Source organism: Photobacterium swingsii, from assembly GCF_024346715.1.
Classification (GTDB): Bacteria; Pseudomonadota; Gammaproteobacteria; order Enterobacterales; family Vibrionaceae; genus Photobacterium; species Photobacterium swingsii.
Genome location: NZ_AP024853.1, coordinates 261007 through 281831 on the forward strand (window position 1 = coordinate 261007; position 20825 = coordinate 281831).

The 20825-nt window shown below is 42.3% G+C and carries 19 protein-coding genes and 1 riboswitch; of the genes, 11 read left to right on the forward strand and 8 right to left on the reverse strand.

Features of this window, described 5'->3' with window-relative positions:
• Positions 1-81: 81 nt before the first annotated feature.
• Together OCU77_RS18500 and OCU77_RS18505 are read left to right on the forward strand one after the other, a co-directional pair.
• The gene (locus OCU77_RS18500) at positions 82-294 is read left to right on the forward strand and encodes a DUF2986 domain-containing protein (protein WP_048897803.1); all 213 of its coding nucleotides are present in this window, start codon (positions 82-84) and stop codon (positions 292-294) included.
• A gap of 211 nt (positions 295-505) precedes the next feature.
• On the forward strand, positions 506-958 hold the full coding sequence (locus OCU77_RS18505; protein WP_048897804.1) for a dCMP deaminase family protein: 453 nt from the start codon (positions 506-508) through the stop codon (positions 956-958).
• Between the two features lie 117 nt (positions 959-1075).
• Here the strand turns inward: OCU77_RS18505 and nagA are convergent, their stop codons facing one another.
• Positions 1076-2212, reverse strand: coding sequence for an N-acetylglucosamine-6-phosphate deacetylase (gene nagA / locus OCU77_RS18510; RefSeq protein WP_048897805.1), 1137 nt, complete (start codon positions 2210-2212; stop codon positions 1076-1078).
• A gap of 277 nt (positions 2213-2489) precedes the next feature.
• Positions 2490-3032: a hypothetical protein gene (locus OCU77_RS18515; protein ID WP_239685875.1), complete on the reverse strand. Its 543-nt coding sequence runs from the start codon at positions 3030-3032 to the stop codon at positions 2490-2492.
• 258 nt (positions 3033-3290) lie between these two features.
• Between OCU77_RS18515 and OCU77_RS18520 the strand changes: the two genes are divergently transcribed.
• Both OCU77_RS18520 and OCU77_RS18525 read left to right on the forward strand, forming a co-directional pair.
• The gene (locus OCU77_RS18520) at positions 3291-4682 is read left to right on the forward strand and encodes an MDR family MFS transporter (RefSeq protein ID WP_048897806.1); all 1392 of its coding nucleotides are present in this window, start codon (positions 3291-3293) and stop codon (positions 4680-4682) included.
• Positions 4683-4850: 168 nt separating this feature from the next.
• Entirely contained in the window at positions 4851-5612 is a 762-nt protein-coding gene (locus OCU77_RS18525; RefSeq protein ID WP_048897807.1) for a DmsC/YnfH family molybdoenzyme membrane anchor subunit, read from the forward strand.
• Positions 5613-5694: 82 nt separating this feature from the next.
• Here the strand turns inward: OCU77_RS18525 and OCU77_RS18530 are convergent, their stop codons facing one another.
• Positions 5695-6234 carry a hydrolase gene (locus OCU77_RS18530; protein WP_048897808.1) on the reverse strand — a complete coding sequence of 180 codons (540 nt, stop codon included), beginning with the start codon at positions 6232-6234 and terminating at the stop codon, positions 5695-5697.
• A 346-nt stretch (positions 6235-6580) separates the two neighbouring features.
• On the opposite strand from OCU77_RS18530, the gene OCU77_RS18535 reads away from it, so the two are divergent.
• Positions 6581-8350: a bifunctional metallophosphatase/5'-nucleotidase gene (locus tag OCU77_RS18535; RefSeq protein ID WP_107302661.1), complete on the forward strand. Its 1770-nt coding sequence runs from the start codon at positions 6581-6583 to the stop codon at positions 8348-8350.
• Between the two features lie 433 nt (positions 8351-8783).
• On the opposite strand, the gene ribB is transcribed toward OCU77_RS18535, so the two are convergent.
• Both ribB and OCU77_RS18545 read right to left on the reverse strand, forming a co-directional pair.
• Positions 8784-9458, reverse strand: a complete 675-nt coding sequence (ribB, locus tag OCU77_RS18540; protein ID WP_048897810.1) for a 3,4-dihydroxy-2-butanone-4-phosphate synthase — start codon at positions 9456-9458, stop codon at positions 8784-8786.
• Positions 9459-9625: 167 nt separating this feature from the next.
• Positions 9626-9808, reverse strand: a riboswitch (FMN riboswitch).
• A 75-nt stretch (positions 9809-9883) separates the two neighbouring features.
• The gene (locus tag OCU77_RS18545; protein ID WP_107302660.1) at positions 9884-10822 is read right to left on the reverse strand and encodes a hypothetical protein; all 939 of its coding nucleotides are present in this window, start codon (positions 10820-10822) and stop codon (positions 9884-9886) included.
• A gap of 269 nt (positions 10823-11091) precedes the next feature.
• Between OCU77_RS18545 and OCU77_RS18550 the strand changes: the two genes are divergently transcribed.
• From OCU77_RS18550 to OCU77_RS18575, 6 genes are all read left to right on the forward strand, one after another.
• The gene (locus OCU77_RS18550; protein ID WP_048897811.1) at positions 11092-11283 is read left to right on the forward strand and encodes a hypothetical protein; all 192 of its coding nucleotides are present in this window, start codon (positions 11092-11094) and stop codon (positions 11281-11283) included.
• 298 nt (positions 11284-11581) lie between these two features.
• Positions 11582-11863, forward strand: a complete 282-nt coding sequence (locus tag OCU77_RS18555) for an HlyU family transcriptional regulator (protein ID WP_048897958.1) — start codon at positions 11582-11584, stop codon at positions 11861-11863.
• Positions 11864-12366: 503 nt separating this feature from the next.
• Entirely contained in the window at positions 12367-13923 is a 1557-nt protein-coding gene (gene pntA / locus OCU77_RS18560; RefSeq protein ID WP_048897812.1) for a Re/Si-specific NAD(P)(+) transhydrogenase subunit alpha, read from the forward strand.
• 10 nt (positions 13924-13933) lie between these two features.
• On the forward strand, positions 13934-15310 hold the full coding sequence (gene pntB / locus OCU77_RS18565) for a Re/Si-specific NAD(P)(+) transhydrogenase subunit beta (RefSeq protein WP_048897813.1): 1377 nt from the start codon (positions 13934-13936) through the stop codon (positions 15308-15310).
• Between the two features lie 540 nt (positions 15311-15850).
• Positions 15851-16318, forward strand: a complete 468-nt coding sequence (locus OCU77_RS18570; protein ID WP_048897814.1) for a hypothetical protein — start codon at positions 15851-15853, stop codon at positions 16316-16318.
• Between the two features lie 157 nt (positions 16319-16475).
• Complete coding sequence (locus OCU77_RS18575; RefSeq protein ID WP_048897815.1) at positions 16476-17105, forward strand: class I SAM-dependent methyltransferase; 630 nt, start codon at positions 16476-16478, stop codon at positions 17103-17105.
• 85 nt (positions 17106-17190) lie between these two features.
• Here the strand turns inward: OCU77_RS18575 and OCU77_RS18580 are convergent, their stop codons facing one another.
• The 3 genes from OCU77_RS18580 to OCU77_RS18590 form a co-directional block, all read right to left on the reverse strand.
• Positions 17191-17703: an NUDIX hydrolase gene (locus tag OCU77_RS18580; RefSeq protein WP_048897816.1), complete on the reverse strand. Its 513-nt coding sequence runs from the start codon at positions 17701-17703 to the stop codon at positions 17191-17193.
• 141 nt (positions 17704-17844) lie between these two features.
• Positions 17845-19071: a sodium/glutamate symporter gene (gene gltS, locus OCU77_RS18585; protein WP_048897817.1), complete on the reverse strand. Its 1227-nt coding sequence runs from the start codon at positions 19069-19071 to the stop codon at positions 17845-17847.
• Positions 19072-19282: 211 nt separating this feature from the next.
• Positions 19283-20818, reverse strand: coding sequence for an efflux transporter outer membrane subunit (locus tag OCU77_RS18590; RefSeq protein ID WP_048897818.1), 1536 nt, complete (start codon positions 20816-20818; stop codon positions 19283-19285).
• Positions 20819-20825: the final 7 nt, after the last annotated feature.

Here is a 20825-nt window from a genome sequence, read left to right on the forward strand (position 1 = left end):
CATTTCCGTGATTGACCTCGCATCTTAGTCGCAGTTACGTATATAATTGCCGGCTACGAATATTACTCGAATACTGACACCATGAACCGTAAAAAGAAAGTGAACCAGATCCTTAAGAAAAGGATGAAAAAGACTAACTCTAAGCTTCATAAAAGCAATAAGCCTCGCTATATCTCTAAGGCTGAGCGTGCAAAAATGGAGCAAGAAGAAGCTCTGGCTGCACAAAATGAAGCACAAACTGACGCTGTTGTGACGGAAGAACTAGATTCTGAGCCTAAAGCAGCCGCAGAATAATATTGCTGGTCGATTCGATATTTTAGTGTCACTTAGTGATGATTTCATTGAGTGATACTGATTTATTGACGTAAAGTTCAACAGGGATACCGCGAAAGAAACTGTGTGTTGGCGTTTATAATCTTGCAGTTACTAGTATTGATGAGGTTAAAAACGCCAACATATCGACTCGTGATATGAATAAATACAACGTGTTTTAGTGAGGAAGAAAATGATTTCAAAGTGGGCAATACGATTTAATCAGATGGCTGAACTGGTTGCCTCTTGGAGTAAAGACCCTTCTACCCAAGTAGGGGCGGTTATCACCAAGCACAACCGTATCGTTTCAGTTGGCTTTAATGGTTACCCGCACGGTATTTCGGATAGTGCTGAAACTGACGACCGTGATATGAAGTATCTGAAAACGCTGCACGCTGAAGAGAATGCCATTCTTTTTGCGAAGCGTGACTTAGATGACTGCGAAATTTGGGTTACACATTTTCCATGTCCGAACTGTGCCGCAAAGATTATTCAAACTGGTATTACTGCTGTTCACTGCCCAGAGCAAAGTGAAGACTTTTTATCGCGTTGGGGTGAAAAAATCAAAGTTAGCCAAGATATGTTTGAACAAGCGAACGTAGAAGTGGATTGGTTACCTGTCGATGAGCTGCAAGAAGCACCTTAACTCTATTTAAGGCCAAATCAAGTTTAAATAAAAAGAGAGTCGCCTAAGCGACTCTCTTTTTTATGTTCTAGTTACTAATTATCAGTATTCAATCAAGCTGAACGATGACTGAACTTATTAGCTGTAGTTATGTTCTGTTCCCATTTGAAATACAGAAGTAACAGCGAGATCATCGCTAAGTAAAGTGATGTTTGCTTTATAGCCTTTCGCAATTCTGCCGTAGTTATCGTCTAAGCCTAATGCTTTTGCAGGATAGAGACTCGCAAGTCGTAGTGCTTCTTCTTTGGATACGCCAACATGTTTGATGAGGTTTTTTACGCCTTCAATCATGGTGATGGCAGCACCAGCAATCGTGCCGTCAGCGTAGTGACATTTTCCATCAGTAACGTAAGCTTTTGTGCCTGCCATGTCGTACTCTGTCATATCAGTACCCGCAGGGTTGACTGCATCGGTGACCATGAAGAGTTTTTCGCCCAGTTGTTGGTGTGCGATGCGAACGGAAGCGTATGAAGAGTGAATCCCATCAACAATGATGCCAGCATGTGGTTTTTGATCGAAGATGTAGCCGACCGTGCCTGGCTCACGCGAACCTAATGGTGTCATCGCATTATATAAGTGTGTCGCCATTGTCAGACCTTTCTTCTCTGCACATTCGTCATAAGTAGAGTTGGTGTGCCCCAGTGACACTGTGATGCCTGCTGAAGTCAGAATATCAATAACTTGCTGTGAGGTATTTTCAGGTGCCAGTGTGATAACACTGATATGTGCTGCATTATCGGCAAGATAATGTGCAGTCACTTCATCTAGCTTGCGAATACAATCTTCTTGGTGAGCCCCTTTTTTAGCTTTACTAATAAAAGGTCCTTCGAGGTGTAAACCTAAAATACCTTCTGCTGTTGGGTTAGCAATGCCTGCAACCATATCAACAACGGCTTTCATTGGCGCTTCAGGGCTAGTAATAAAGGTTGGTAAGTACTGGGTCGTACCATGGCGTAGATTAGTTGTATTCATGGTATCAAGTGTGGCTTTACGAATATCGGTATTAAGTAACACACCACCGCAGCCATTTATTTGAATATCAATGAATCCCGCAGTTGCCAGCGCGCCTTTACCATCAATCACAACGTCAGGAAGCGTGGCTTGATCTAATGGTAATACATCAATGATTTCATCACCCTGAAGGATGATTGCTTGGTTTGAAATGATGTTGTTTCCATCGAAAACATCGACATTAGTGATAGCACGTAAAGGCATGGCATATTCCTTATCGACCAATTCAGTCATACGAAAGCTGATTGGTCACTCAATCTAAATTATAGAAGCTTTGGTATTGCTCGGTGCTTATAGGAAAACAGCGCACGTTGAGAAAACCACTTAATTCACAATGAAAAATAAGATACTAGGAAGACAAGGGAAGGTCAATGCTTGACTATGATTTTGCGGTGAATCATATAAGTTAGGCTATAAATAGCCCTCCTTGTATGTCGGAGGGCTAATGTAGGTCTTAAGGTGAAACGCTTTATTGGCAATATTATCTTTCACCCACAGGAATCATAATGTGGACGTAAGGGGTATCTTTCCACATCACATAAGGTCCGCCGTTATTAGGATCGACGGGGAGCGAATCCAGTAAGCTTTGGTCTGGGGTGATGATCATGAGATGCGGGCCTTCTTTGGCCCATTGATTTTCTTCAGTTTCACCTTCGGCATAAGGGTCGATGTTACTTGCCCCTTGATCGCCAGCCAGCATATATGAAATGCCGATAGTCTTAGCTTGGAACGGTTTTTTGTTCATCCAAGCATCAGCCCATTCCATCCACGCTTCATCCATACACATAGGCGCTTTGCCTTCAAGCTGTGGAGGCGTCGGGAAGCAGGTGTAGCGACTGTCACCTTTTTGTAAGACATTTTTTTCCCAGTCCAGCACGGTGACTTTATCTTTTAAAGTCGGCGGTGCGGCGCTGAGTGCATCTTCTAACATTTCTTTTGGACTACTCTCAGCAGCGTATAGATTACAAGAGAGCCCTGCCAACAGCGTGCTGGTAAGTAAGATATTTAATTTTGTATTCATCATTCATCTTCGGATTTTTTATCCGCCTTGAAAAGAACGCACTTAATTATAGGTGACGCTGTCACTCCTGCATGATGAAGCTTTATTTATCTTTAAAAATGCCACTTACCCACCTGCGTGGAAGTATAATAGTGCTTATTAAAGAGTGTGTTACCTCTTATATCTAGTTGCTGGGGAAATTAATTGATTCAACACGAATAGTTAAATGTACCTTCATTCATAAATGCATTATGGTGTCGCTGAATATTGTTGGAGGTTGTAATGAAGCCACAAACTGTCCTTGCTAGTGTTGCGTTAGTGATTGCACTGGGCTCACTAGAGAAAAGTATTGTGACAACGCCTTTGCCTACTATTGGTGAAGAGCTGGGTGCTGGCCAAGCACTGACTTGGGTGATTACGGCATATTTATTAGCAGCAACTGCTGTGCTGCCTGTCTATGGCAAATTGAGTGATATTTTTGGTCGTGTACGCATGCTAAATGTCGGCATCGTTTTGTTTATTCTTGGTTCGGTGGCGTGTGGCCTCGCACCAGATTTGCCGAGTTTAATTGCAGGACGTGTGTTGCAAGGTATTGGTGGCGGTGGACTGTTAGCACTGGCTTTTACCGTGATTGCAGATTGTATTCCAGCAAGAGATGTGGGGAAATATCAAGGGTATATTTCTGCTGTTTATGCAGTTTCAAGTATTGCAGGGCCATTACTGGGTGGCTTCTTTGCTGAGAATGCAGATTGGCGTTGGGTATTCTGGATTAATTTGCCATTAGGGGCATTAGCGATGTGGCTGGTGAATCGAAACTTATCACATCTAAGTAAAGGGAGGCGTTCTTCATTTGATTGGAAGGGCGCTGGTTTATTAATGTTGTTGTCTACTGTATTACTGCTAGTGGTATCGCCAGAATCCACCATCAGTAATTATATTCTTGTGCCTGTTCTAGTGGTTTCAACCCTTCTTCTGGTGCTTGTTGAGCGTAAGCAAACCGATCCTATCTTACCTGCGCGTTTGGTGCATCTTGATGGCTATATGATGAGTGTTGGCTTGATGATGCTGTCTCAGCTGCTAATGTTTGCTGTACTGGTTTATTTACCCCTACAGATGCAGTGGCAAAAGCAAATGACAGCATCTGAAAGCGGTATGTTGATGATGATATTTATGTTTAGTATCACTACAGGGGCATTTAGTAGCGGTAAGTTAATTGCTCGTAGGGGAAAATATAAGCCGTTTGTGGTGGTGGGATTTTTGCTGGCTGCGATTGCACTATGGATTTTACACAGTGATCTTTACGTACCACTAGCGCTTGGTCTCGCAGGGTTGGGGCTTGGCTTTACCATTCCATCGCTTAGTGTAGTGGTACAAAATGTGTTGCCACCGGCTGATCGTGGTATAGGGATGTCGATGTTTAGTTATGGCCGTGAACTTGGCGGAGCGATTGGTGTTGCATTTTGTTCGGCACTTTTTCATTTTCAGTTATCAAAATCGTCAACCACCAGTGCAGTGGTAAATATTGATGGCCATAGCCAAACATCGCTCGCTGATTTTTCTTCTGCTCAACTAGCAGAAGGCTTTAACTTTATTTATGGCGGAATGGCGATTGTTGCTGTGATAGCGCTAGTGCTGACTTTACTTATGCTACGGCATCAGTCATTAGATAATTAGCGGTAAAAATCGCCATTTAAAAGCATATCAAACAGATAAGGCGTGCGTGGCACGCCTTTTTCGTACTGGTGTGTTGAGCTGGGTTGAGGCAGAATACTTGCTTTCAAAGTGACAGTTTATTCCAGTTTTAATCTATATGTATGTTTTTACTGGGAAAAGAGGTTTTTCATGTCTTGGTCCGATTGGCCATTTATTACGTCGAGTGTATTTTCTCAGCTCGCAATTGGCGCATTTATTTCGTTAGCTTGTGTGATTTTAAGTGGCAAGCTCTGTTTTGGGCAAAGTGATCGTGTTCACCGAACTATGCCTGCATTATGGCTCATGTTGTTTGTTTCTTTGATCTTACGAGAAGGAAACTTGATGCTAATGCAGGTAAATTCGCCATACTCGCTGACGAATGAAGTGCTGCTTGCGATAGTGTTCTTTGGTTTTGCGATCTGCTACTGGTTTGTAGAAAAAGGGTTAGTGGCAACAGAAGGATTTCGAAAAATATTACTTGTTAATGTGATGGTGATTGGCATTGCTTATCTTGTGAATGGCTTTGTTGTTCGTTCGACACATTGGCTGGTCGTGTCTCACTTTATAGCAACAACACTCGTTGGTGGAATGTTGTTTGCTCATGCTGCTCTAGTTAGGGCGCAGCATAAGGTGGAAGCTGTTAATCACGTTTTTCCAGTAGCTGGAACCTTGCTTGCCATAGTGTGCTTTGTTATGGGCGCCAGTCAGCTTGGTGACCTAGAAGCGTTAGCTGAAACACAGAATCAAGTTGGACCATTAATTGCGCAAATTATTAGCTTAGGCTTATTAGTTGCAGCTGTAGGTGTGTGGTTAATGCCACTGATCACTCGTTCTAAGCCTGTGCAGGGTGTTATGACATTTGCACTATTGCTGATTTTTATATCGTCATTGTTTGCTGGTGTAGGTGTATAATTTAATAGCATTAGTGTTAAAATCAGCGAAACAACAGAGGCGGTGCTAAATAGCATCGCCTTTTTTATTTGGGCTCTGTGCGTTATTTAATGATAGAAAGTAACTGCTTGAATTGATCTCCTTCAGCAACACGCTGAAGTTCAAATAGTGCCATTTCAGTACTGGTCATTTTTATACCAGCGAGTGCCATTTTATCCAATGCGAGCTGCTTATTAGCAGGGTGGCGTGAAGAGACGGCATCGGTGACAACTTCTACATGATGCCCTGCAAGGTGAAGATCCATGGCTGTCTGATAGACACAAATATGCGCTTCGATGCCCACGACCATAATATTACTGCACTGGCTTGCTTCTAACGCGGCTTGAAACTTGTGGTTGCCACAGGCACTAAAGGTGTTTTTGGCAATAGGAGACTGATCTGTTAGCAAATTCTGTAGCTCAGGAATGGTTGTCCCAAGTTTATCTGGAATTTGCTCAACCCAAATAATAGGTAGCTTCATCAGTTGCGCACCTTTCACCATAACTTGTAATTGGCTAAACAACTCATCACGTTGATACATGATTTGAGCAAGTTTGCCTTGCACATCAATTATTACAAGTGCGGTGTTATCAGTATCGAGCATAATTTGTCCTTAAATATAGCGTCCGTATGAGGTGAATTTAATTCTTATCTATAGATAAAGTGTAGCAGCTTCATTGGCTTAGCTCTGTGTTTGCCATCGATAATATGCATCTTGTTATTGGCATCAGTGCTTTATGAAAGGGGCCTGCTCAGGATAGAATATTGCGATGATGGCTATTATTTCGATTTAGTAATAAAGGTTTTTCCAAATATTCATCATGGGTTGAGCACAACTCTGTGTTATATTTCGTTTTACATCACGTTTTTCTCGTAAGTGGCATCTCATTTTTGTCTTACAACGTGATAGACCTCTTTATTCTTTATTCACGGAGGGACGCTGAATCATTATGACTCAACATCGCGCAGCTAAAATTACAATTGCTCATATCAATGACACGCATTCACACTTTGAGCCTTCCGCCATTCAATTTAACTTACCTATGCCGACAGAGCAGGGTGAGAGTCTTCCTGTGTACGCCAGCTGTGGTGGATTTTCCCGTGTGTCTTCAGCTGTACAGGATGTAAAAAAACAAGCCTATTTGCATGGACGTGAATTTATGTTCGTTCACGCAGGTGATTGTTTCCAAGGAACACTGTACTTCTCGTTATACAAAGGGATTGCTAATGCGAAGCTTCTGAATGCTATTGGTGTAGAAGCCATGGCGTTAGGTAATCATGAGCTTGATATGGGAAATCAAACAGTCGCTGATTTTCTCGATCATACGAATTTTCCGTTATTAGCCGCTAATTGGGATCTTACCCAAGAAGATCAAAGTAAAGCGAACCCGCTACAGCCTAAGCCGAACGTATTAAGCTACAAGCCTGCGACAGATGAATCACCAGCGTATGGGCGTTATCTTGTTAAATCTGTAGATGGCGAGAAGATTGCTGTTTTTGGTTTGGCGATTGAAAACATGGAAGGGATCGCGAACCCAGATCCAGACACGCATTTTCTTAATGTGTTAAAAGTCGCGAAAGAAACCGTAAGCGTTATTCGTGCCAATGGCATTAATAAAATTGTTGTTCTAAGCCACTTAGGCTATGCCCGTGATCTTTTATTGGCAGAAGAATTAGACGGTGTTGGCGCTATTATTGGTGGCCACACGCATACCATGCAAGGTGACTTTTCAAATCTTGGTTACGGTGTAACTGATGATTATGCACGCATGCTTAGCGGTACTTGTGTTGTTCAGGCTGGTTGTAATGCTATGTCACTTGGTCAGCTTGAATTAGACTTTAATGCTGATGGGAGTGTTGAGCGTGCTGGTGGTGTTCACCAGTTGCTGCTTGGTCGTCAATTTACTTTTGATGCATCGCGTACCGAGCATTTAGAAGAAGGTCAGCACCAAGCAGTTAAAGCTTATTTACAAGCGCAACCCAATGTTCGTTTTTGTGTGAAAGATCCAGAAATCGAAAACCTTCTGAATAGTGACTATCGTCCTGCGGTACGACAGCTACAAACCCAGCATATTACTAAGGTGGCAGAACCCTTGCGCCACACTCGTATCCCTGATGCGAAAGGGCCGAGTCAAATTGCCCCGCTTGTTGTTGATGCGTTTCGTTGGCAAGGCATTCAGCAAGGGTATGATGTCGATTTCGCCATTCACAATGCGGGTGGGGTGCGTGCATCATTAAACCCAGGACCATTAACTTCTGCTGATATTGCCGGTCGTCTATTGCCATTTGCTATAGGCTTAATGGTTTACAAAGTTAAGGGTAAATACCTACGTCAAGCCCTTGAAGGCGCCATAAATAACGCTATTGATAACGGCGTTGAAGGTACGGGGAGTGGTAGTTTCCCTTATGTATCGAACTTGCGCTTTACCTATCGCTGCTGTGCCGAGAAAGGTGCGCGTGTTGAGTCGTTAGAAACCTTTAAAGAGGGTGAATGGCGACTGATCGAAGATGATGTTGTCTATACATCAGTATCTTCCGGCTACACCGCAACAGGTAAAGAAGGCTACGATGCATTGCTTAATTATGAGATGGAGCCGGTTGCATTGAACGTGACAATGGCTGAGGCGTTTGAGGCTTATGCTTATACGCTTTCTGAGCTTAGAGCGCCAGATTCGATTCGTGTTAACTATATTCCTTGCCAATGTGCGGATGTCGCTTAGATTAAGCATTATTTTTGTTGGTTAACTTTTTAAAAAACATCAACCTTGGTTGATGTTTTTTTATGCGCTTTACCAAAGTGCGACTTCATCAATTGAACGTTCAAAATGTTGAGAAAAAGTGTTCAAGAAGTGTTCGTTTCTGACGATAAAAATACAGAGGGTTCAAGTGTGAAATAACAGTAGAGTTCGTATGGGAGTTTGTATGCATAAAGATTGGATGGATGTTGCTATGGTCGTGGGCTGGGTTTCTGCGTGGGGAGCCTTGGTTTATCTTATGCCAACTGTTGGCTTGTAGCCGAGCAGGTAGATTTTCAAATAGAGCCTTTTAAATAAAGGCATATCAACGATGTATTTATATTTGTCGAGAGTCGATAAAAAAGCTGCACCATAGCAGCACAGCTTTTTCTTTGTCGCAATCGCTAAGGATTAATCATTAAGCGATTTCAGCTAAAGTCTCTTGAGTGTTCGTCTCTTTTGCTAGGCGGTACGCCGCAAGATCTTCAATTGTTAACACTGGCATATCATGCTCTTCACCAAAAGCAATCACTTCAGGTAAACGTGCCATAGTGCCATCAGGGTTTGTAAGTTCACACAATACACCGTATGGTTTCAAGCCTGAAAGGCGCATTAAATCTATGGTTGCTTCAGTATGACCACGTCGACCGAGCACACCTTCAGCATTTGCTTTTAATGGGAAGACGTGGCCTGGACGGCAAAGATCGGATGGTTTAGCACCATCGGCAATGGCTGCTTTGATGGTTGTTACGCGATCAGCAGCGGAAACGCCCGTTGTCACGCCTTGTGCGGCTTCAATTGTTACAGTAAAGCCAGTTTCATTAGCGCTAGTGTTATTTTCTACCATCATCGGCAATTCAAGCTGTTCAACACGCTCATCGGTCAAACATAAGCAAACAATCCCTGAGCATTCACGGATCATTAATGCCATCTGTGCTGGTGTTAAGGTCTCTGCTGCAAAAATGATATCGCCTTCGTTTTCACGATCTTCATCATCAACAACAAGTACTCCGCGACCTTGGCGGATTGCTTCTAATCCAGCTTCAACACGTTGGAAAGCCGTTCCAAAAGGGGAAAGTAGAGACTGATTCATGGTAATTAACTCCAAATAAATATTGATACCAGAATCAGGGCATAGAAAGGCAGCGTTTCAGGAGAACTGAAATAACTAAGACAACCAAATACTCGGTATCTAGAGGTAACTAGCACGAGTAAATAGTGTGTATGCAAAGCACGAGGCAACAATAGGTGTTGACCTCCACTGATCCTCTTTCATCCGGACTATGACCGTCGGCTCTGGGTTTTCACCAGATCTGCTGACCTTGACTGCTCACTACCAAAAGTGCTCGCATTCAAGCGCTCGCGGGCTGATAAAGGTGAAAATATGAGTAACAACCTTTATTTACCGCCGGTGGGGAATTTCGCCCCGCCCTGAGAATTCACTCGCATCATAAAAAAATCATTCCAATCAGGCAAGTGATTAGCTTCAGACAGCGTGATTTGTTTGAAGTTACAACGCTATTGGTCGATTTCTAATCTAGATGCGCGTTTATGGAGCCGTGGTGATAGGTACTTCACAAAAAGAGGTAAACAAAAGGTTGGGAATTGAATTGCTCCCATAAGGGCGAGGTATTCTGGCCCTAAATACCCACTAGCAACAGTAAAAGTGAGTAGCACATTTCGATTAGCAGCAGTTATTGCAGAGACTAACCCTTGGTCGATGCCTTGTCGGTGATAATAAATATAGCCCGCTATAAAGAAGAGTGCACATAAGGCGATGCCCATGAGTAAGTATTGAACACCAAGCCAGAGTGATAAATCGAATATTTTGCGAAATTCACCGACGAGACCGAAAGGAAAACTAAAGACTAATAAGATGGTAAATTGCGCGAGCTTAGTGTGGATCCTTTGCAGTGACTCCTTGGGTATTAAGCGATGGCATAGTGCAGAAATTAACATTGGACCCGCGATAAAAATAATCAAACGCACGAAGTAGCTTTTCATATCTAAGCTAAAAGCACCGTCTTGAAAAATCATGAGATTAAAATACAAGACTGTAGGCATTAATAAGGTTGTAGCAATTGTCATCGCCATTGCTTCTAGTGCATCTAAGCCGATAGAGCGAACAATTGCAGGTGTAGCAAACAGTGAGCCTGTCGCCGTAACTGCTGAGATTGCTAGTAATAATGTGTTATCTGCACCCAATAGCGCTGCAAGTGAGCAGCTGATGAGTGATAGGCCTGCGGCATGGAAAAAGGCATATCCCCAGATTTGTCGCTCTGCTAATTTTTTTATCAGTATTTGTTGCTGTATACCCAATAGGGTAAACAGCATCAGGAAAAATAAGATGAAAGGAAGGTAGGGGAAGAGTGCTTTTGATGCATTAGGTAATAAAAAGCCAAATACTGCTGCTAGCATTAAAAGTAATGACGAATGTTTAGATATAAATGCCAACATAAAAAACTCACCCGCGAAATTGTTACCTCATTGTTACTACAAGCTAAGGCTAAAAACAAACTAATTCTAAGTTATTCATTGGATAGCGAGGAAGTGCGGTTTTATTCATTCTTTTTGTGCTTATATTCTTTCGCTTTGAATGGTGCTTAACAACTGATTAACGCATTAGTTTTTCTTATTTTAATTTGAAAATATTGTCATTTTTGGAACGGAAAGTAAGCGGCTATTATTACCACAGTTCAAAATTAAACCATAAAGTAGAGGCAATCATGGCACAGGCACTTAACTTTGATACCATTGCTCCATCAAGCACTGAAACTAAGAAAGCCTATGCGTTAGATATCAAAGGATTGATTGCACACGCAGTAGACGTTCTTTTCGGTGGTTCTAAATCACCTAAGCAATACAATGTATCGGATCTTCCTGTACATCTACAAAAAGATATCGGCATGTATCGTTAATCGATAGCTGATAACGTAGACAAATTTTAACGCCAGCTCTCATGCTGGCGTTTTTCATTTCTAACATTCATACACTTCTTTTGCAGCATCCTTTCATAAAACACCGTAATTAATGAAAAGCCGCGCAAGGCTAGCTTCGATCTACGATGTTAATGTGTTCTACATGGTTCTTTTGTGACTAATTTGCGTACAAGGCAATGCTTCACAAGGTTTTTTCTTTATATTTTAACCTTGGTTTAATTTTTCTTCTGTACACTGTGGCATTATCAAGGCATAGGCTTTTTAGGAGATGAATGACGTGGGTTTCCTGTCAAAATTATTTGGTTTCAATAAAGAAGAAAAACAGCCAGTGGTTGTCGATCCGATTGAGCATAATGGATATTTGATTTACCCAGAGCCAATATCTGAAGGTGGCCAATTCCGTATTGCGGGACGCATTTGTAAAACTATCGACGGTGAAATCAAAACGCATACATTTATTCGCTCTGATCTCTTGGGTTCGAAGCAAGATGCAGAGACCTTCATGCTAGATAAAGCGAGAATGTTCATCGATCAAAATGGCGACCGTATGTTTAAGTAATGCCGCTTAGTCGTTTGTTTGTACTCACAGCATAGATACGGCTAACGATTACGATGAATATTACGAGTCGCGAATAAGTAGAAATAAGAAGATGCGATAGGTGTCTTACAGTTTGAGGATCATGAAGTACTAGTGATCGCTGATGGTACTGCAGGATCATCAAGTTTGAAATGATGGCTGAATTTTCAATGTGGTTATTAGCTAGCCAACGTTTTAAACAGATATTTTTAACACGAAGTGTGGTCTTTTTAGCCTGATAATTGGCTGGTGATACATTTATTAGTCATTTATGTAATTACTTATAGCTAAATGCCCGTTTTATAACGTGGTTTGACCTCTGTCCTGGTGTTAAAAGTGTTATTTAATTTCAATAGTCAGCGACATTTGATGTAAATTATCGGCTATTGTTGGGTTTTCTTGTATTTTTCTTACAAAGTGCTTGATATTACGTTGTTGGTTGGATACAAGAACATTACATTAATGCCAATGTTCAGGGAATAATAATGCAGATTGGTGTGCCAAAAGAAATACTCGCGCACGAAACGCGAGTGGCTGCTACGCCGAAAACGGTTGAGCAGTTATTAAAAATGGGGTTCAGCGTTGCGATTGAAAGTAATGCTGGTGTCTTGGCTAGTTTTGACGATGCGGCTTTTGAAGCTGCGGGTGCAACTATCGTTTCAACTGAAGATGTATGGCAATCAGATTTAATTCTGAAAGTTAATGCGCCACAGGTAAATGATGAAACTGGTGTTGATGAATTTGATTTGATCAAAGAAGGTGCAAGCCTTGTTAGCTTTATTTGGCCAGCTCAAAATAAAGAATTGCTAGAAAAGCTATCAACCAAAAACATCAACATTATGGCAATGGACTCTGTACCGCGTATTTCGCGTGCGCAAGCACTAGATGCGTTGAGTTCTATGGCTAATATCGCGGGTTACCGTGCGGTTGTTGAAGCGGCTCATGAATTTGGTCGTTTCTTCACTGGTCAAATCACGGCTGCAGGTAAGGTTCCACCAGCGAAAGTCTTGGTAGCTGGTGCGGGTGTTGCTGGGCTTGCGGCTATCGGTGCTGCGGGGAGCCTAGGTGCAATTGTCCGTTCTTTTGATGTGCGTCCTGAAGTTAAGGAGCAAGTTGAAAGTATGGGTGCTGAATTCCTTGAAGTTGATTTCAAAGAAGACACCAGCACTGGTGACGGTTACGCAAAAGAAATGTCAGATGAATTCAACAAAGCGGCTGAGCGTTTATACGCTGAGCAAGCGAAAGATGTTGATATCATCATTACGACAGCGCTAATCCCTGGTCGTCCTGCACCTAAGTTGATCACCAAAGAAATGGTTGATTCAATGAAAGCGGGCAGTGTGATTGTTGACTTGGCAGCTGCTAATGGCGGTAACTGTGCTTACACTGAAGCGGATAAAGTCGTTACTACACCAAATGGTGTTAAAGTGATCGGCTATACCGATATGGTAGGTCGTTTACCAACACAATCTTCTCAGCTGTACGGTACTAACCTTGTAAACCTCCTTAAACTTCTTTGCAAAGAGAAAGACGGTAATATCAACATTGATTTTGATGATGAAGTATTACGTGGTCTTACTGTGATCAAAGAAGGTGAGATTACGTGGCCTGCGCCACCAATCAAAGTATCGGCTGCGCCTCAACAGCCAGCACCTGAGGTTAAACCTCAAGTTAAGATCGAAAAAGAGCCAACTTCTCCTGTGAAGAAATATGGCTTTATGGCGGCGGGATTAGCAGCATTTGGTTGGATTGCTAATTACGCGCCATCTGAGTTCCTTGCTCACTTTACGGTATTTGTTCTTGCGTGTGTTGTTGGTTATTACGTGGTTTGGAATGTAACGCATGCATTGCACACACCACTAATGTCAGTAACTAATGCTATTTCAGGCATCATCATTCTTGGTGCGGTATTGCAGATAGGTCAGGGGATTGGGATTGTCACCTTCCTGGCGTTTATTGCTGTCTTAATTGCAAGTATCAATATATTTGGTGGCTTTATGGTGACCAAACGTATGCTTGAAATGTTCCGTAAAGATAAATAAGGAGTAACACATGTCTGCAGGAATCGTACAAGCGGCATACCTTGTTGCTGCGGTACTATTTATCATGTCTCTTGCGGGGCTATCCAAGCAAGAAACAGCACGCGCAGGTAACTACTACGGCATCGCGGGTATGGGGATTGCGCTTCTCGCAACAATCTTTGGCCCTGATGCACATGGTACTGGCTGGATCATCTTAGCGATGGTTATCGGTGGTGGTATCGGTATGCACCTTGCGAAGAAAGTTGAAATGACTGAAATGCCAGAACTAGTGGCAATTCTTCACAGCTTTGTTGGTTTGGCTGCAGTGCTAGTAGGTTTCAATACCTACATTGATCATGGTGAGCTAACTGGTGCACTACTGAATATCCACCTTGTGGAAGTTTTCCTTGGTGTATTCATTGGTGCTGTAACCTTCACTGGTTCTATTGTTGCGTTTGGTAAGCTACGCGGCATTATTGACTCTAAGTCTTTGATGCTACCTCATCGTCATAAGCTAAACCTTGCGGCTCTAGTGGTTTCTTTCCTTCTTATGCTTTACTTCGTAAATGTAGAAGGTTCGACATTTGCGCTTATTGTTGTAACGCTTATCGCATTTGCATTCGGTTACCACTTGGTTGCTTCAATCGGTGGTGCGGATATGCCAGTGGTTGTTTCTATGCTTAACTCGTACTCAGGTTGGGCAGCAGCAGCAGCGGGCTTCATGCTAGCGAATGACTTGTTGATCGTAACGGGTGCATTGGTTGGTTCTTCTGGTGCCATTCTGTCTTACATCATGTGTAAAGCAATGAACCGTTCATTCATCAGTGTAATTGCTGGTGGTTTCGGTACTGATGTTCAAGTGTCTTCATCAGATGAAGAGCAAGGCGAACACCGTGAAGCATCAGCGGAAGAAGTTGCTGAAATGCTGAAAGATGCGAAATCAGTAGTTATTACTCCTGGATACGGTATGGCAGTAGCACAAGCGCAATACCCTGTGCATGAAATTACTGACAAACTGCGTTCTCAAGGTGTGAACGTTCGCTTTGGTATTCACCCTGTAGCGGGTCGTTTACCTGGCCATATGAACGTACTGTTAGCTGAAGCAAAAGTACCGTATGACATCGTGTTAGAGATGGATGAGATTAATGATGATCTGTCTGAAACGGATGTTGTACTGGTTATTGGTGCGAACGACACAGTAAACCCTGCTGCAATGGAAGATCCAAACAGTCCTATCGCAGGTATGCCTGTACTTGAAGTGTGGAATGCAAAACACGTTATTGTGTTTAAGCGTTCTATGAATACAGGTTATGCGGGTGTTCAAAACCCATTGTTCTTTAAAGAGAACACGCAAATGCTATTTGGTGATGCTAAAGCGAGTGTTGACGAGATTTCAAAACACTTGTAATTGCTGATTCCAGTTGAAAGCATCTGTTACTAGGTGCTCTAAACGGCCATCACATGAATATGTGGTGGCCGTTTTTTTATTTTCTTTCTTTTATGATTGGCTGATTCTTTAGCCATCTTATTCAATCACACATCTTATTCATATTAGATTCATCGCGTGCCTTCTAATCTGTATTGATATTCTTGATATTATGCTTGTCAGCGATTACCCTGCACTATAAGGGATGAGATCTCTTATTTTGGTTGTTTTGGCGAAATGACTTGGCAATGTAGCAGAGCATTTGAATGTAATACCAATCTAACTGAGCAACTGATCGTTCTTGCTGGTTAAAATCAATGATAACGGCGTTATAGATTTTGTAGTTAGAGCAACTAGCTAGCTGCAATCTAGGCTTTGTTCTCAGTGCTTTTTCCTGCGCAATAACCTGATCATTTACTCACCCGGATTGGTATAAAGGATTAGAAAGGGGCATAGCTCTACTTTTATTAGTATGTGGTGCTGTAAAATGAGTCCATTGAAGAATAGGAACAAAGCGGCGTTGTGAGAATTTTAAAATTAGCCTTATGCACTTTTACTTTGGTGTTGTTATCTGGTTGTGTTCAGACATTAGAAAGCAGAGGGCGCCTGTATAAACCGCAATCTGCCATTGTTTCTATATATGATGTTAGTGAAGTGACAACCCCCTATAAAAAGGCACTAGATTGTACATACAGTGTTGTCGGTGACTCTACAGCGATTAGCCGTTCATCGAATTGGCGCAAAGATGAAGAGCAAAAGTTCTCGTTGACGTATAACGTAAAAACACTGGGTGGAGCATACGGTCTATTTAAAGAAGATTGGAGTGTGTCGGTTTATGTTAGAGGTAATCGATTAATCTTACGCTATACGAAACAATCAAATTTATCTGCCAGTTCATTTGATAATACTCACTTCGTTTATAAGGACGAAGAAACGATGGTGAAGCAATCATCTATTAAATTTTATCAATGTGTTAGCGACAGAATATAACCATTTTGCAATAACTTCCTTTTAGCTCCGATCTTGCTAGTAGATATTAAATGATAATGTGAATCACTTCGTGATTGTGAGTTACTCTAATTGCCAGATGCTTTTTTTAGGCGGATGATCTTGTTAGATGATCAAGTTGCATAAAAAGGCGGTAAGCATGGGTGATAACAAGTGGGAAGCTTTTGCGCAAGATTTTGAGCAAAGTAATAACTATGTGGTTGGTGTAAAAGATATTACTTTGGTGAAGTCTGAACTGAGACGATTAAAAGATCTCGGCAATGTGTTAGAGCTTGGCTGTGGTAATGGTACTTATACGGAGTGTTTTCTAGAGACTGCGACGGCGATTACTGCCACTGATATATCAGAGCAAATGGTCACCATTACTTTTGACAGGTTTGCCCAACAAGATCATGTTAGTGTGGAAGTGGCGGATTGTTTTAAATTGCAGTATGCCGATGCTTCATTCGATACTGTTTTCATGGCGAATCTACTGCACGTTATACCTAACCCTGAACTCGCTTTGGCTGAATGCTTTAGAGTACTAAAAGCGGGGGGACGACTTATTGTGCTGAGCTTTACTCTTCATGGTATGACTTGGTTAAACCAACTGATGCTTAAATATCGTTACAGTCGAAAATATGGCACAAAATCGACATCTTCAATCATTCTTACGCCGCAGTTAGCTGCGACTATGGTTCAGCCGCTAGGGTTTAAAGTATCTTCGAGTTGTTTAATGGGAGCGAATGTAAAAGCGGTATACCTTCGCGCGGAGAAGTTAGCAGAATAGGTGAAAGCCTTCTGTAGAGGCAAAAGGCTTTAGCGAGTCTATTTCACTGACGTTGGATGATGGTTATTTTTCATTGCCTCAAGTCTTATATCAAGCCAGTAAGTTTTGCTTTCATATAAGTGGCGATGGTTTTTGCATCTTGAATTGTATTGTTAGCAATTAAGGATTCAAATTTTTCAGTACTGATTGTGATAACTTCTATGATTTCATCATCGTCTAGCTCGCCAGTTGTTTTCTCTAAGTTTGTAGCTAGAAAAAGGTGCTGAAGTTCATCACAAAATCCCGGTACGGGTAATAATTGGCCTAGGCTCGTCCAGTTTTTTGCCGCTAATTGGGTTTCCTCTGCTAATTCACGTTGCGCACAAATTTCTATTTGCTCACTATCTTCAAGTGTTCCTGCTGGGAATTCTAAAATCCATTGCTTTATCGCAGGGCGGTATTGATTGACGAGTACTAAATCCCCATTTTCTGTCACGGGAAGAATAATGACAGCACCTGGGTGTTTTACTGTGGTAAAACATATGTCTCGACCATCAGGTAAGGTTTGGCTTTCTTCTTCAACAGAAAAGCATTTCCACTGGCAAAGTGTTGTTTTCATCTTGCACCTTTTTACGATATTTTTGCTAATTATATCAAGGCTATCTGTGGATTAACCAGCAAGAATGATAAGACAGCGAGGGTGACGCTTTATGGTTATCTGCATCAGCCCTCTCCTTGATAGCAATATATTGAGCGAGATTTAAGAAATAAATCCGATAAAGTAGGGGATGATTAAGGCGTTAGCCAAATCAATGAAGAAAGCACACACCAGAGGCACGATAATAAAGGCTTGGTGGGAGTTACCGTATTTTTGAGCAACCGCAGACATATTCGCCATTGCGGTTGGGGTCGATCCCAGTGATATACCGCCAAACCCCGCACAAACCACGGCAGCATCATAGGTTTTACCCATTAATGGGAAGATAATAAAGATGGCGATACAAACCGCGACAATGAACTGTACGCCTAGAATCACAAAGATTGGCCCGGCTAAATCAATGAGTGCCCATAGCTGCATGCTCATCAGCGACATGGCTAAAAAAGCCCCTAAGGCAATATCTGCAATTAAAGCAACCGCAGGCTTGCGTGAGGGCCAACGTGTACCTGTTAGGCGAGGGTAGGAGGCTGGCACAAGGTTTGATATTAGAATACCGGCAAATAAACACGTGACAAATAGTGGCAATTCTAAGCCTGCCGATGCGATTGTTTCATTTAAGATTGCCCCTAAAATGATACAGATATGAATGGCTAGCACCGCATCAAGAAAATCATAAGCGTTGATCCGCGGTTGTGGCTCAGACTGTTTTGTACCTATATCCATTTCCTCATGCTTGGTTGGCGTCAGCTTATGTTTATTAATGAGGAATTTTGCGATTGGTCCCCCCATAATGCTGGCGAGAATTAAGCCAAATGTTGCGCTGGCAATACCAATCTCCATCGCAGTGTCTAAATCAAAGGCTTCACCAATTTTAGGTGCCCAAGCGATTGCAGTGCCATGGCCGCCAATTAACGAGACGGTACCACTTAGTAAGCCAAATGCAGCAGGTTGATCGAGTAAGGTAGCAATACCAATGCCTGTGATGTTTTGAATTAGCATATAGCCAATTGTAATCGAGAGCAGGATGATGAGCGGCTTTCCGCCTTTGAATAAATCAGCCAGGCTGGCATTAATACCGATTGTGGTGAAGAAATAAACTAACAATAAATCACGTGTAGCGAGTTCAAACTGGACATCTACATTTGTGACGTAGTGTAAGATGGCGAAAGCAATGGAAATTAAAATTCCGCCGGATACGGGTTCGGGAATACTGAACTCACGAAGCCAATAACTCGCTTGAGTTAAGCGTCGCCCTATAAACAGCACGATAATACCCAGCGTCACTGCTAAGAAAGATTCGATGTGGAGTACACCGTCGATATAGTTCATTACTCCTCCTGAGAAATGGATGTCCAGTTTATTAATATATGTTAGTGATTGCCTATCAAATTATCCTAGCGGGGTTATGGAGCGACATCCACTAGAGTGAACTAATGTTTGTAGAATCATTAAAAACTGATGTTAATGTCTCATTTTACTGTGTTTTTTTCGTAACTAAGTGTGATTAAGGTGCACACCTTTTGGTGTACACCTTGATTGATTATAAGCTTACCAATGTTTCACTCGTTCTATTTGAGTTGGTGGTTGGCATTGCTTTTTGTTCACTTGGCGGTGGGAGTATCTGCCAGTCTCCACCAAGTGCTTTATACACAGCAATGGTGATATTTGCTGTTTGGAGGCGAGCTGCTAATTGACTATCTTGAATCATGCGCTGTTGGCGTTGTGCATCAAGTACTGATAGGTGATCAATCAAGCCAGCTTTATAAAGTGATTTTGCTTTACTAACAGCTAGGTCGGTTGCTGTTAATGCTTCATCAATTTGTTTCTGCGTTTCTTGTGAGCGACCATAAGCAAATAAACTGGAATCGACTTCTGCTATCGCGGCATTTACAGTGTATTCATATTGCAACGCTGCAGATTGTAATCGTGCTTCATTGATTTTGACTGCGGCTTTTCCACGGCCGCCATCAAATACATTCCAGTTAACCCCTACCGCACCAGCCCATCCCAATGAATCACGGCTAAACAGATCATCAAAACTGCTGGCAGATACGCCAGGCGTGCCTGTTAGGAAAAATTTCGGATATCGATTCGCAATGCTGGCAGCGAGTTCTTCATTTATTGCGGCCATTTCTCGTTCAGCAACGCGAATGTCTGGGCGACGTTTTAGTAAATCTGAAGGTAAGCCTGTTGGAATAATGCCGTTCAGAGTCGGGAGCTTTTCCTGTTGGGCTAATCGAATATCCACTTGTGTTAATGGCTCATTGAGCAATAAAGCTATTCTGTGTTTATGCGCTTGCTCTGCAATCTCTAATTGTGGGATCAGCGCTTCTGTTGCAGCTAAAGCGGCTGTGGCTTGTGCGTAATCCAATTGTGAACCATAGCCACTTTTAACGACTTTCTTTATCAGTTGACGTGTCTTGCGTTGATCTTCAATGTTCGCCTGCGCCAATGCCTTTCGCGCTTGTGCGCCACGGTATTGCAGATAGTTATGGATGAGATCTGCCGTTAATAAGGTATTTAGCCCAGATGTCATTATTTCTGCTTGCTCTACGCGAATTTGAGCTGCATCAGCATGGCGGTCAATACGACCAAAAAGATCTAACTCCCAAGCAACTGAGGCTCCGATATAACCACCGTCATGTTGATTGTCCATTAAGGTAACGTTGGATGGCAGTTGAGGGGTAACTGGCGGGATAGCAATGGGGCTGACCAATGGTCCCGCTAACGAATCATTTTTACTTATCTGATAGTTATAATATCCCGCTCCAACACTGACTGTTGGCACTTTGAATGAGGCAACCATAGTTTGGTATTGATTCGCCATTTTGATGCGTTCTGCGGCAACTTTTAGCGACACGTTTTGTTGTTGCACATCGTTGATTAACGCGTTTAATGTGTCGTCGTTGAGTTGTCGCCACCATAAGTCGTTCGATGCTCTTTCAGCTGCCTCTGTATTTAGGTATGACTCAGCAATCGATACCATTGGAGCTTGGTAGTCAGGTCCAACCGCACAGCCAGTTAACAACATAGCAAGAGCAATGGGGGCTAATTTTCGTGATGTATAAAACGTCATAATAACT

Bases quoted from the DNA above. Each gene is read 5' to 3' on its own strand.
- OCU77_RS18500 (WP_048897803.1), top strand. From the start codon at position 82: ATGAACCGTAAAAAGAAAGTGAACCAGATCCTTAAGAAAAGGATGAAA.
- OCU77_RS18505 (WP_048897804.1), top strand. From the start codon at position 506: ATGATTTCAAAGTGGGCAATACGATTTAATCAGATGGCTGAACTGGTT.
- nagA (WP_048897805.1), bottom strand. From the start codon at position 2,212: ATGCCTTTACGTGCTATCACTAATGTCGATGTTTTCGATGGAAACAAC.
- OCU77_RS18515 (WP_239685875.1), bottom strand. From the start codon at position 3,032: ATGATGAATACAAAATTAAATATCTTACTTACCAGCACGCTGTTGGCA.
- OCU77_RS18520 (WP_048897806.1), top strand. From the start codon at position 3,291: ATGAAGCCACAAACTGTCCTTGCTAGTGTTGCGTTAGTGATTGCACTG.
- OCU77_RS18525 (WP_048897807.1), top strand. From the start codon at position 4,851: ATGTCTTGGTCCGATTGGCCATTTATTACGTCGAGTGTATTTTCTCAG.
- OCU77_RS18530 (WP_048897808.1), bottom strand. From the start codon at position 6,234: ATGCTCGATACTGATAACACCGCACTTGTAATAATTGATGTGCAAGGC.
- OCU77_RS18535 (WP_107302661.1), top strand. From the start codon at position 6,581: ATGACTCAACATCGCGCAGCTAAAATTACAATTGCTCATATCAATGAC.
- ribB (WP_048897810.1), bottom strand. From the start codon at position 9,458: ATGAATCAGTCTCTACTTTCCCCTTTTGGAACGGCTTTCCAACGTGTT.
- OCU77_RS18545 (WP_107302660.1), bottom strand. From the start codon at position 10,822: ATGTTGGCATTTATATCTAAACATTCGTCATTACTTTTAATGCTAGCA.
- OCU77_RS18550 (WP_048897811.1), top strand. From the start codon at position 11,092: ATGGCACAGGCACTTAACTTTGATACCATTGCTCCATCAAGCACTGAA.
- pntA (WP_048897812.1), top strand. From the start codon at position 12,367: ATGCAGATTGGTGTGCCAAAAGAAATACTCGCGCACGAAACGCGAGTG.
- pntB (WP_048897813.1), top strand. From the start codon at position 13,934: ATGTCTGCAGGAATCGTACAAGCGGCATACCTTGTTGCTGCGGTACTA.
- OCU77_RS18575 (WP_048897815.1), top strand. From the start codon at position 16,476: ATGGGTGATAACAAGTGGGAAGCTTTTGCGCAAGATTTTGAGCAAAGT.
- OCU77_RS18580 (WP_048897816.1), bottom strand. From the start codon at position 17,703: ATGAAAACAACACTTTGCCAGTGGAAATGCTTTTCTGTTGAAGAAGAA.
- gltS (WP_048897817.1), bottom strand. From the start codon at position 19,071: ATGAACTATATCGACGGTGTACTCCACATCGAATCTTTCTTAGCAGTG.
- OCU77_RS18590 (WP_048897818.1), bottom strand. From the start codon at position 20,818: ATGACGTTTTATACATCACGAAAATTAGCCCCCATTGCTCTTGCTATG.